A 12,911-nucleotide genomic window follows, 5' to 3' on the forward strand; every position below is an offset into this window, starting at 1 on the left:
GTTTTTGAGTAACAGCTTGCCGGATATTCTAAGGCGGCTACTTTTGGCTGCAATCATTTTTTAGTCTAAACTACAGTTATAAAGCATAGCTTTTTAAGGGGGGCTAGGGGGGATCGGGCTTAACTCAAAGGTATTGAGTTAAAACCTTGTAGGTTCTGGCTGTGGCGGCTTTAAAATTCCACATCTTCGCGCTCATTTGCGTCTGTTCTGGGAGTATCCAAACCTTTCGCGGCCCAGCGCATTGTTTCAATGTATTTTGCCAGACTCGCCACAGTCGGAGCCTCAAACAAACTGCTGACTGGTAACTCGACTTGCAAAGCGTCCCGAATGCGAGAAATCAACTGAGTTGCTAGCAGGGAATGCCCGCCTAGTTCAAAGAAATTATCGTAGATACTAACTTGCTGTTTGTTCAAAACCTTAGCCCAAATTTTCCCGATCGCGTTTTCGAGATCTGTCCGAGGCGCTACATAATTTTCTGTTATATCTTCGCTATCTGTATCTATCTTAGGTAATACTCGGCGATCGACTTTACCGTTGGGCGTCAGCGGCAGAGACTCCAACACTGCATAAGCTGAAGGCACCATATATGCTGGCAACTTTTCTTTCAAAAATTGGCGCAAGTCACTTGATTTTAGATTTTGACTTTCTGATTGTTCATTGATGCCGTCAGGAATAACATAAGCTACCAAATGTTTATCGTCTGGGATGTCTTCCCTCACAATTACTACTGCTTCGCGCACTTGTGGATACTGGCACAAAGCCGCTTCAATTTCTCCCAATTCGATGCGGTAGCCGCGAATTTTTACTTGGTTATCAACGCGACCTAAAAACTCTATGTTGCCGTCAACCCGATAGCGACCTAAATCACCTGTTTTATAAAGACGCGAACCAGGTTTATTGCTAAAAGGATTAGGAATGAATGCAGCAGCCGTTAAATCAGGTTGGTTGAGGTAGCCTCGCGCCAGTCCATCACCACCTATGTACAATTGGCCTGCAACACCGATCGCCACCGGCTGCAAATCCGCATCCAGGAGATAAATTTGCGTGTTGGCAAGAGGGCGGCCGATGGGGATAGATGTTGCGGTTTCTGATACGTCTTGCACCTCATAATAAGCCGAAAAAGTTGTATTTTCGGTCGGCCCGTAAACGTGAATTAATTTAGTGGTTGGATTGTGTTTTATAACTTTTTTCACCCATCTTATATCCACCGCTTCTCCGCCAAACAGCAAGCAGCGCAGCGAATTAAAAGCTTGTGGTAAAACTCTAGCAATTTGTTGAAATAAGGCTGTTGTTAAAAACAAAACGGTGATGTTTTGTTGGAGCAGTTCTAAGGCTAAATCATGAGGCGAAAGGGTAATATTTGTGCTAATTCCCACGAGTTGAGCGCCGTTAAGCAAGGCTCCCCAAATCTCGAAGGTGGCTGCATCGAATGAAGCGTTTGATGCTTGGGCAATTTTATCGGTAGGTTCTATTTTTATATAGTTGGTGTTGAGTACCAGCCGATTTACTGCTTTGTGGGTGACAGCAACTCCCTTGGGTTTTCCTGTGGAGCCAGATGTGTAAATAACGTAAGCTAGGTTGTCTGCTGTTATGGTGTTGGCGGGATTTTCTGCACTTTCTTTGGCGATTTGTTCGGAATCGCGATCGCAATAAATCACCGAGTGTGAGAAGTCTCTGAAATTCTCAATCAATTTATCCTGAATTAACAATACTTTAACTTGAGCATCTTCCAGCATCAAGTTTAGCCGATCGCGCGGATAGCTCGGATCTAACGGTAGGTAAGCTCCTCCCGCTTTCAGTATAGCCAACATCCCGACAATTAGGTCGATCGATCGCTCTGCACAAAGCCCCACTAAAACCTCCGCCCCCACGCCCAGTTTTTGTAGGTAGCGCGCCAGTTGGTTGCTGCGACTGTTGAGTTCTCTGTAAGTCAGGTGCTGGCTGTCGAAAGTTAGGGCGACATCCTCCAGATGCTGCAGGGATCGCTCCTCAAATAACTGATGAATGCACTTATTTTGAGGATAATCTGTCCGAGTATCGTTCCATTCTCTGAATAATTGATTCACTTCATCCTCCCTCAATAAAGGTAAGTTAGCGATTCCTTGTTCTGGATTAGCCACAATGCTTTCCAGCAGCGTTTTAAAATGCCTCAGCATCCGGCAGATCGTAACTTCATCAAATAAATCCGTATTGTACACAGCTACGCCTCTCAGGCCTTCCGAATCTTGCCACTGTTCACCGTATCTGCTCCTAAACTTATCGGAAGCTTCCCACAAATGCAGCTCTAAATCAAAGCGGGTTGTTTGAGTCTCTAAATGAAAAGAGCTCAACTTTAACTCGGGCAATTCTAGCTCGTCCACAGGCCCATTTTGCAGGCCGAATACTACCTGAAACAGCGGGTGGCGATTCAACGATCGCTCTGGGTGCAATTCCTCGACTAGCTTCTCAAAAGGCAAATCTTGGTGAGCGTAAGCTCCCAGGGTTACTTCCCGCGCCCGGCCCAAAAAATCTCGAAATGTCGGGTTTCCCGAGCAGTCTGTTCGCAGCACTAAAGTATTGACAAAAAAACCGATTAATGTTTCAATTTCGCTGCGGTTGCGATTGGCGATCGGCGAACCTACAACAATATCTTCTTGTTGCGAGTAACGGTAAAGCAAAGTTTGAAATGCAGCGAGCAATGTCATAAATAAAGTCGCTCCTTCTCGCTGCGAGAGCGCTAAAAGTGCGTCCTTCAGCTTTTTTGGCAGTTCTAAATATTGAGTTTTCCCCCGATAATTTTGCCTAGCTGGTGCAGGGCGATCTGTGGGCAAATTTAACGCCGAAATCCCGTGCAATTGCTGCCGCCAATAAGCTAGCTGAGTTTCTAATACTTCACCTTGCAGCCATTGGCGCTGCCACTCGGCAAAGTCGGCATATTGAAGTGATAATTCTGGTAGGGGAGATGGCTGTTGATTTATCAAAGCTGTATAGATTGCCTCCAGTTCTCGAATTAACACCCCGATCGACCAATCATCGGAAGCTATGTGGTGCATATTTAGCAATAGAATATGCTCGGTTTCTGTCAGCCGCAGGATGGTGATTCGCATCAGCGGCCCGGTGGATAAATTGAAAGGGCAAAGAGATTCTGCTGCGGAGAGTTTTTTTGCTTCTGTTTGCCGTTGTTCTGGCGGCAAATATTGCAAGTCTAATACTTTTAAATTAGTCTTAAAAGCGGGAGAAATTATCTGCACTGGTTGACCTGATACCGCTGCAAAAGTGGTTCGCAAAGTTTCGTGTCGCTGCACTATTTCGTTGAAGGTTTGCTCTAAGGCTGTTAAGTTGAGGGAACCAGTTAAGCGCAGTGCTGTTACTACATTATAGAAAGGGTTTTCCGGTGCGAATTGGTCGAGAAACCATAAGCGCTGCTGGGCAAATGATGCCGGAAAGACAAACACTTCGGCTTCGGAGGAAATATTTAGGTTTTGTCGATCGTTTGTAAAGGAATTGTCATAAATTTCTGATGCCATATCTGTTGCTCTTAGGGGATGGGATGTGTTAATTTTTTGATGGCGCGGGGTGGCTTTTTGACGGTGCGATCGTCTCTTAAAACTTTCGCGAGCAAAAGATCGGAACCTTTAATATAATAAACCTGGGTGCGGGAGTGCGGGAGAAGGGCGGGCAAAAGAAACCGGATTTCTGGCCGCAGGATCAAGTTATCCGTTGAGGGGCTAGGAGTGCCACCCCCCAATCAAATTTAGTCGCAGAAGGGGTCATGAGGCTGGTGATTCGGGTGCAATCGGGTGAGTTAGATGCGATAATTACCGGGAGCAATCCGTGGAGAGGTCAAGCTGTATAGCAATCCTCAATGATTTGTGTAATTCTTGTAGGGGCAAACCCCCCGTGGTTGCCCCGATGCAGGCTGGGGTAGGCACTCTTAGCACTACCCTACATATTTTTACAACTGATGCGAGGATTGCTATAGTATGATTTCTAATTGCACAAAGTGTTCTTGGGGGGATTAAGAGCGGGATAGCTTTGCTTCACGCAATTTTCTCACATTTCTAGCTTAGCGACTACTATTGATTAAACAGTGTTCGCAATCTTTTAGATCAACTCACTATAAACTTGCGACCTGATGCAGGCAAAATACTTAAGAACACTGAACGTGCAGTTTAAATTAGAGGTTATAGGCTAATGGCGCAGCGGAACGTATACTCGTCAAAGGGCGAGCCAGAGGATGCACAATCAGCAGAAGAAGTCCTCCACTCAGTAATGCAAGAACTGGACGCTTTGCATGAAAATGTCAAAGGCCAGTTAAATCAAGACATTACACGGCTGCAAACTGAAAAAAATCACTTGATTGACGATATTGAAGGCCTGAGAGAGCAATATCGCAAATTGCAGTCTCAGCAAATGGAATCTCTGTCTGGGCGATACATTCAGCAGCAGCAATTGTGGCTGAAGCAGTTGGCTCAAGTTTTGGCTCACAATTTGCAGGATTTGTTGGTGCAGCGGTTCAACGAACTCAGCGCTAACTCAGGGAATTCTCTCAGCAGCCCGATTCCCAGCGGCGAGTTCCCGATACCCCTGCCGCCGAGCAACTACGACGAACGAGCTTCGGAGTTGCTGGCGGCGCTGGATGAAAGGATCGATCGCAGTTTCCAGATGCTGGAACAAGATTTAACCAGTTACGAAAGCGAGCTTTCCGTGCGGCTCAACAACATGAAAACCCTGGAACTGCAAGGGGAAGAGCTGTTACAAAATCTCGTAAACCGCATCAGGGAAGAACTCGAAGAAGAAGAAGCATATCTTGAGAATCCTTTCGATGCTCAAGATTCTTATGTCGAGGAATCAACTAATTCTGTTAATTCTGTCCGCCCGCAATTTCTGCAGCCAACACCTGTGGAAACGCCACGAGAACCCGTGCCACAGCCTTCTTCAGCGCCTGCTGCAACTGTTAAAGCATCTTCTCAAGTACAGACAGGTTTGGTGCTGGCTTTGTCTTCGGCGGTGGTATTGTCGCTGTTTAATGTTTGTTTGAGAATTCTGATTAAAAGCAAAAATCCTCGGATGGTTTTTGGGTTGTTTGAATTTCCGGGGGTGGTGACTCCAGGTTTTGGAAATTCTTTGTTGATTTTGTTGATGCGGCTGATCGTGGTGATGGCTTTGATGCCGATATTGGCGACATTTCTGTATCCTTCTGTGTGGAAAGATATTAGGCGGTTGTTTGAGTCGGGCGATCGAGCTTTGTGGAGCAAGGTTTTAGGAAGCGCATTTTTTCTGTTTTTGTCTCAGGTTTTGATTTATTTGGCGATCGGCAATATTCCAGCCGGGATTGCGATTACGATTTTCTTTATTTACCCGATCGTCACCGTACTAGGTTCTTGGATCTTGTTTGGCTCTCGCCCTAGCAAAGTCGGCTTTTTCGCGATCGTCGGGATTACCGCAGGTCTGATTTTAGCTGGGTGGCCGAGTTTTGCGGCCCAAGCTCCGGGCGGCGGCAATGTCGGGGTGGGAGTCACGGCGGCACTGACTTCTGGGATTACCTTTGCAGGTTACGTATTGCTGACGCAAATGGCCGCGGGCAAGCTGCACCCAATTCCTTTTAGTTTAGTTAATTTCGCCGCGATTTTTGTATTTTCCTCCCTGAGTTTGTGGGTGCCACTGTCGGAAAATTTTTCTCCTAAAATCGACCCCAATGTTTGGCCTGGTTTGATTGTGGGAGGTGTTGTTTTAGGGGTGCTGACGCTGTTTAGCTATCTTTTGAATAATTTTGCCATCCGCTTTGCGGGGGCAGCCTTAGCGTCAGTAATTGGCACTTTGGGGCCGGCGATGACTGCACTCTTCGGTTTTCTAATTATCAATGAGAAGTTGCAGCCTGTGGCAATTCTCGGCATGGCTGTGGTGACGTTGAGCGTGGCTGCTATGAGTGTGGAACGCATACTCGCTCCTCAAAAGAAGGCTAGTTAGGGCAAGAATTTGGGCGATCGGCCATTCAGAAACCCGGTTTCTTCAAGAAACCGGGTTTCTCTGTGCGGAGACAAGATTAAACAACAGAAACAACCACTCGAAAACCCACAATACTAGCCTTACAATCCGGCTGATATCTAAGGCGACACGCGCTGCGACAATTCGGAGGATGATCGTTCCAAGAACCCCCCCGCAACAACCTCAGCGAACAGTCCGCGTCAGACTCCCAAACGCTACCATCAGCAGGCGCACCGTTATAATTATTGTGCCAAGAATCCGCGCACCATTCCCAAACATTTCCGTGGAAATCGTACAATCCGAAAGCATTAGGTTTAAAACTGCCAACATCTGTCGTTTGAAAGCGATAAACTCCCTTCGGCGCATCAGCGTAATTAGAATTCCCGTTGTAATTTACTAACTCACTGGTAATCGTTTCCCCAAAGTGAAACGGCCCCGTAGTTTGTCCCCGGCAAGCATATTCCCATTGGGCTTCGCTAGGCAAGCGATAATTCTTACCCGTTTTGCGAGAAAGTCGATCGCAAAACTCCACAGCCTCGTACCAAGATACATTTTCTACAGGTCGATTTGCACCTTTAAAACGGGCAGCATCGGGATTGAGAAATATTTTAATTTCCGGCAGCGCCGCCACTGCTTTCCACTGGGCTTGAGTGACGGGAAATTTGCTAATATAGAAAGATCCTAAAGTTACTGGGTGCTGCGGTTTTTCGTCGCTGTCACCCCGATTTTTTGGAGAACCCATGAGGAAAGTACCGCCAGGAACAGATACCATTTCCAGCAGTGTACTGCTACCAAGATGTTCTTCAAAAAAACGCGCTTGACCGCTGTTAACATTAGTTTGCTTCCCGCGCTTGTCTACTGTCACCACCTGAAATTCAAAGGTGCTTTTGACAGCGGATATTCTCTGCGCTGCCTTGTTCGGAGGCGGATTGGTGTTAGATTTTTCTCTGCTATTGACAGAGATATTGCTATTAATTTGCCCGCTGTTATTTAGCGGAGTATTAATAGCAAGTGGGTCTCCCTTGGTCATAGCAGAATTTAAAGCAAGTGGGCCTCCCTTGGTCACAGCAGAATTTAAAGCAAGTTGTCCTCCCTGGACAAAAGGGGGTTGGGGAGGTAAAGAATAGAGATTTAAAGCTTTGATTACTTCATCAGCAGATTGATATCTATTTTTGAGATAATCTTCAATTAACTTATCTAAAATTTTTGTCAACTCGCTGCTGACTTTTGTGCCGGCGGGCAACCGTTCTCTCCAAATCCAGTTGCCATTTATCGCGTCGTAAAGGTCATCGGAACCATCAACTTTTGGCAAACATTGAGTTAGCAGTCTCAGGCAAGTTATTCCCAAACTGTACAAATCGCTTCCGGGGAAAACTTGACCGCGCATTTGTTCTACCGGCGAATATCCGGGCGTTCCTACCGTCGTGCCTACTTTGCTCATCAGGGAGCCCGTTACTTGTTTGGAAATGCCAAAATCTATCAAAACTAACTCTCCGCGCCCTCCTCTTCGGAAAGCTGAATTGCGAAAATTTCCCGCCTTTGGCAGGGATGAGCTAACAGAGGTGCGGCGGCGCATGATATTCTCAAGTTTGATGTCTCGGTGAATGACATTGCGATCGTGCACAAATTTCAAAATCGGCAGTACATCTGCCAACAACTGCCAAATTTTTTCTTCGCTAAAAACACCCTGCTGAGTTAATTCTGCTAGTAAAGTTTGCCCCTCAATCAACTCTTGTACTAAATAAAGTCGCTTGTCTTGTTCAAAATAAGCAATTAATCGAGGAATTTGGGGATGTTCACCGAGTTCGTAAAGTCGTTTCGCTTCTGCCTTAAACAATTCTGTGGCTTTTTCAAGTGCGGAGGTTCCTTGAAATTGGGGTACAAACTGCTTAATTACGCAGGGATCGTCCATGCGATCCGTATCTACCGCTTCATAAGTTCTGCCAAATCCCCCTTCGCCCAACAGTCGAATCACGCGGTAGCGGTTTCTGAATAGAGGGTTGAGGCCTTGAGCTCCGCAACTTTGACAGAATTTAGAATTGTCGGGATTGAAAGGATTAGAACACTTGGGATTAGAACAGTAGAACATATCTGGGAAGAAATGATCCGGTTAAGATTATGATATATCTTTTACGCTTCCTCATGGAATATTAACAATTAATAATTGATTATTGACAATTGACCATAGGGAGGGCATTACCCCCCGCTTGTTTAGCCCCAATGGAGAAAGTAGAAGGCAGAATTTAAAACGTCAATTAATCCAAAGAAAGCGATTTGAGGGCCAAAAATGCCAGCGCGATCGACCGATTTTAGCAACGCACTCAGTGCAATTAGCAACCAACTTGACCCGCAGCTTATAATTTGAGGGATGCCTGAAAAAATGTTCGTTGATATTTGGATTGCCATCTGGTACATATTCATTACGATCGTTCAGAATCTGTATCGACTCATCTAGAGGCGTACCTTATGTTACTGAGAACTGCTATAGTTTCAGTCTAATCATTCTCATCAAACACAATAAAATTTCTTTAACATTCTGCAACGATTTGGCAAAGCCAACGTGTAGCATCTGTTTTGTCTCTCCCTCGGTGCCATGCTGACAGAAGGATGCGTCCTCCTCCCTCTAATGGCGATCGGTCCTGGGAGGACATCTTCGATCGCATTTTCAAAGGCTCGTTCAGAAGTTCTTTTAATAGCAATATTTCCTAGATTATCGAAGCTGGGCGATCGATCGGTTTTCCATCTGAATCGAAACAGGACATGGCAGTGCCTGGAAACAATTTAATCAATTCTCTCTTCATATCGGGATAATTATCAAATACTGTCATCCATACAGAAAAGAAACCCTTGCTTTGAGCAAATTCCAGCACCAGATCTCTAGCTTGAACGCATCGATCTAAAGTTTCAAAAAGATCTCTACATTTTTCTGCTGCTGTCCATATTTCTTCACGCTGCTGCCATCGTTTATCCCTTGGTGCTGGCCTATCCCAACCAGAGGCTTGATGCCGTTGTAAACCTACTAAATATAGCAATGCTTGCGCTTTAGTTTTCTGCTGGTTATTCATATTATCGGTTAACCGCACAAACCCACCTTTTGAGTAAACAAAAGCAAGCAAAGTATTATCACGATCTGGCCAGAGAAAGTTGTCAATTTCAACGATTCGATCGCCTTTAACCGAGTTGCAGTTGGGACAACCCAATAAAAAATTAGTCCACTCAGTTTCCAGCTCTGGATGCAAAACTTTGGGGATAATATGCTCGACTGCCAGACCTACAGGGAGACTACGTTCGCAATAGCTGCAATAGATGCCTAATCGTCCTTCAAGATCTCCAATCGCATCTTGATATCGGATATAGATTTTGGGGGCTACTCCGCGTTCCACAGGTCTCATTGGGATCTCTCCTTAGCCTTAGCCATTGCCTCCAGCTTGAGCAATGCACTTAATCCAGGATTACTGGAGAAGGGTTCCACTGCTTGGCGATAGGCTGCTTCTGCTGCTTCTAGTTGCCCAGAGTGGCTTTCTTCTGGGTTTTGGAGTAGTTCAAAATATCTTTCTGTGGCTTCATTTAGTTCGTGAGCCTTTAAACTTTGTTGCGGAACTTCTACCAATTGAATATCTTCGGCAATGTCTTCGATCGATTGGTTTTCGTATTCTAGAAACTCTATATCTTCAATCTCGAAGCTTCTCAACTCACCTTGACCGATCGATTGAATAATAAAGGGTGAATGGGTGGTGCAAACAAACTGAATTGATGGGAATGTCGTTTTGAGGTCATCTACCACTTGACGTTGCCATTTCGGATGGAGATGTACATCTATTTCATCAATTAGGACTAGCCCTGATGTTTGTTGCAAAATCAGAGGCGATTTTTGACTAGACATATCCGACTCTTCGGTTAGGAAAGAGGCATTTTGAGTAACGATTTTGATGGCAATATCGGCAATTAGACCTACCATCATTTTTTGACCAGCACTAAGGTTACTAAAGGGCTGGGGGTTGCCTTGGATGGAAACAACAATTTCCGATCGCTCTGGGTCAAACCATAGGTCATCTGCGTTGGGAATACAACGCAAAATAGCAAACTTTACAACCTTGTAACCAGGGCGCATTTGTCCCTGTCGATTGACTGAAGCGATCGCTTCTTTCTGGAACCAAGTATGGAGATCGGCGATTCTAATCCGTTCTTCAAAGCAGTCATAGAAGGCATCCCAACGGCGGGCGGGGCTGGTGTGGGTAGTTGCTTTGGGATCGCGTTGGTTGGAGGGTAGCCAAGCTCGACCTGCGCCGTAGTACGCGACGATGGGTAGCCAGATTTTTTCGCCTGCTTCAACCTGTTGAAATAAAGTGGAGATAATTTCTAGAGCTTGTTTGGCTTCTGTGTTGGAGGTTCTAGAGCCGTTAGCTTTGATTTGTCTGAGCCATTGGACTGGCTGACTGTTAATCGTGCCGATCGCTTTAATCTGGACGGGTTTTCGTTCTATAAATTGGGTGATGGTGTCGGATTCGATCGCTTCTAAGCGGATTTCTGAGGGAAGAATGTTACGGCGGCTATTGTTGAGGGTTGTGTCGGGGGAGTTGACCAGCCAAATTCCAGCCGCGATCGCCAAAGCATCCAGGATCGTCGTTTTACCTGTGCCATTGTCCCCAACTAGTAAGGTAAATTGGGGATGCAAGTCAAGGGTATAGTCTGAAAATTTCTTGAAGTTTTCGATTTCTACTCGGTCAATTCTCATGGTAATGTCCCACTGTCGATCGGTATTCAGCTTGTAATTTGTAGCATAGAAATCATCGTATAGCAGTTGAGAGTTGACAGTTGACAGTTACATATAGCGATCGCAAATGAATTGTAAATCACCAATCATGTATAATAATGAGGACGTAAATCTCAGTAGGAGTTGAGATGTCCCAAAAGAAATCGGCAGAAAAATTTGTGGAGCATGAAGTCCAAGCTTTATTGGAACTCGAAAATTTTATTGCCAGCAATCCCGACCCAAGAGAACTTAAAAGAGCTGCTTCTATCCGCATGTTAATTGAAGGGGTCCGCCGCGAAACTATTCAAAAGATATTGGGAGTATCATCTCCATTTATCAGTAAGTGGAAAATCAATTATGCGTTGCATGGAATTGAAGGGTTGCGCTTAAATCATCAGGGTTCGCGGGGACAACTTAAGCCTGAAGAACGAGCGGAAGTCATCCAATGGTTAACCAATAAAAACCAGTGGGATTTATCCGAATTATCAAATTATATAGCCGAGCGATATCAGATTGAATTTCAATCAAAAACTAGCTACTACCAACTTTTTAATTCAGCGGGAATTAGCTGGAAAAAATCTCAAAAAAAGAATCCAAAACGTGATGAAGAACTCGTCAAAAAAAAGCACCAAGAAATCTGTGAGATTCTGGAAGAACACCGCTGGGCTATAGAATCGAGAAAGCTTGTGGTGTATTTGATTGATGAGTGTCATCTATTGTGGGGAGATGTCTGTGGTTATCTTTGGGGAAGGCGCAACGAGAGAATAGAAATACCACTGGTAAATCAGAGAGAAAAACAAACTTATTATGGCGCAGTAAATTATTTAACTTTCACAGTTTGTTCTGCGAGAATATGCAACGGCAAATTCTGAGAATACAGTGGCTTTCTTAAAAGACTTACAATCTTTAAATCCCGAAGCTAGACATTTGATTATTTGGGATGGAGCCAGCTATCACAAATATAAAGAAATGAAAGCTTACCTAGAAGAAATTAATCAAGGTAAGGAGCGGGATGAATGGCCTTTAACTTGTGTCTTGTTTGCTCCTAATGCTAGGCGAGCAGAATCCAGTCGAAGATATTTGGCTTCATGCCAAGACTTGGGTGAGAAAGTTTGGGAATCGGATCGGTTCTTTTTCCTTGGTTAAATGGTTCTTCAATTTTACCATACAGTCACAAAGCTTTGACTTTCCCAAGTTACACAAATTTGGTATTTTTGAACCAACACTCAATGGAACTGCTGCTCGATCGAATCCTTAATTAATTTACGAATGATTTGCGATCGCTATAGTACCCGAATCAAACCGTTTCTCGATCGAGGGATCGCGGGATCTATTCATGAAGTTATTTATGTCAAGATCGATGTGGCGGTTGCTATAGTAGATCGCCTGGAATTCTCTACAAACTGTTTGCCGCATTCCTTACAGCGATAGCACTGCTTCCCCCGTCGATAACCGTTTTTGGACAACTGCTCCGATTGACAATGAGGACATTTCATTACTTTCATTACATTGCTTGACCGACCTTCCCCCACATACGACTCTAAATACGACACCAACAAGTCCTCAATCTGCTGTACCAGTTGTTGGCGATGCTGTCGATCCCGGTTGCGAAGTGCCGACAGAATGACAGCATTACTGCTGTGAACGCAAACCTCCGCTAACAGGCTGCATTGCGCCTCCCCCAAGCTGGGATTTCTTTGCTTCAACAGACTCGCCATAAAGTCGATCGCTTCCTGAGTCATACTTTCATCGATCGACTGGAAAATCTCGCGCGCTATATAAAACTGCACGAACACCACCCGCGATACAGGCTGTTCAAACATCTCTGCAACAGCAGTAACCAGGGTATAAATCATTTCGCGCAGCGGTAACTGAACGATTTCCGCTGTGTTCGCCTGCGCCCACATCGCCTTAACGCGATCGGCATGACGCAGCTCCATTGCATTAAAAATGGCAGCTTTATCAGGAAAAAACTGATACAGAGAACCGATGGCTGTCCCTGCTTTTGCTGCAATTAGATGGGTAGTCGCCTCGGAATAGCCCACCTCGTCAAACACTGCTGCTGCTGCATCCAAGATTTTTTCGACTCTTTCTTTACCCCGCTGCTGTTTCGGTTGACGGCGCAAACTGCTTGACGAATGCGAATATTCTGTCATATTCTAGAAAAGCGACAAATCTCTCACAATTTTAT

Annotated in this window: 6 protein-coding genes and 1 pseudogene; 2 read left to right on the forward strand and 5 right to left on the reverse strand. The window is 45.1% G+C overall.

The window, feature by feature from the left end; translation table 11 throughout:
* Positions 1–170: 170 nt before the first annotated feature.
* Positions 171–3,506 (reverse strand): amino acid adenylation domain-containing protein, encoded by a 3,336-nt coding sequence (locus QUA44_RS24535; RefSeq protein ID WP_333255275.1) that lies wholly within the window; start codon positions 3,504–3,506, stop codon positions 171–173.
* Between the two features lie 667 nt (positions 3,507–4,173).
* Here QUA44_RS24535 and QUA44_RS24540 point away from each other — a divergent pair.
* Positions 4,174–5,949, forward strand: a complete 1,776-nt coding sequence (locus QUA44_RS24540; protein ID WP_333255273.1) for a DMT family transporter — start codon at positions 4,174–4,176, stop codon at positions 5,947–5,949.
* A 76-nt stretch (positions 5,950–6,025) separates the two neighbouring features.
* On the opposite strand, the gene QUA44_RS24545 is transcribed toward QUA44_RS24540, so the two are convergent.
* The 3 genes from QUA44_RS24545 to QUA44_RS24555 form a co-directional block, all read right to left on the reverse strand.
* Entirely contained in the window at positions 6,026–8,056 is a 2,031-nt protein-coding gene (locus tag QUA44_RS24545) for a bifunctional serine/threonine-protein kinase/formylglycine-generating enzyme family protein (protein ID WP_333255271.1), read from the reverse strand.
* Between the two features lie 616 nt (positions 8,057–8,672).
* Complete coding sequence (locus QUA44_RS24550) at positions 8,673–9,359, reverse strand: HNH endonuclease (protein ID WP_333255269.1); 687 nt, start codon at positions 9,357–9,359, stop codon at positions 8,673–8,675.
* On the reverse strand, positions 9,356–10,702 hold the full coding sequence (locus QUA44_RS24555; protein ID WP_333255267.1) for an AAA family ATPase: 1,347 nt from the start codon (positions 10,700–10,702) through the stop codon (positions 9,356–9,358). Before QUA44_RS24555 ends, QUA44_RS24550 begins: the two co-directional genes overlap by 4 nt.
* 167 nt (positions 10,703–10,869) lie before the next feature.
* Here QUA44_RS24555 and QUA44_RS24560 point away from each other — a divergent pair.
* Positions 10,870–11,978 (forward strand): annotated as a pseudogene (locus QUA44_RS24560) (IS630 family transposase).
* 88 nt (positions 11,979–12,066) lie between these two features.
* Here the strand turns inward: QUA44_RS24560 and QUA44_RS24570 are convergent.
* A complete protein-coding gene (locus tag QUA44_RS24570; RefSeq protein WP_445243697.1) occupies positions 12,067–12,876 on the reverse strand; it encodes a TetR family transcriptional regulator in 810 nt (269 codons plus the stop codon).
* Positions 12,877–12,911: the final 35 nt, after the last annotated feature.

This window comes from Microcoleus sp. N9_A2 (assembly GCF_036701775.1).
Taxonomy (GTDB): domain Bacteria; phylum Cyanobacteriota; class Cyanobacteriia; order Cyanobacteriales; family Microcoleaceae; genus Microcoleus.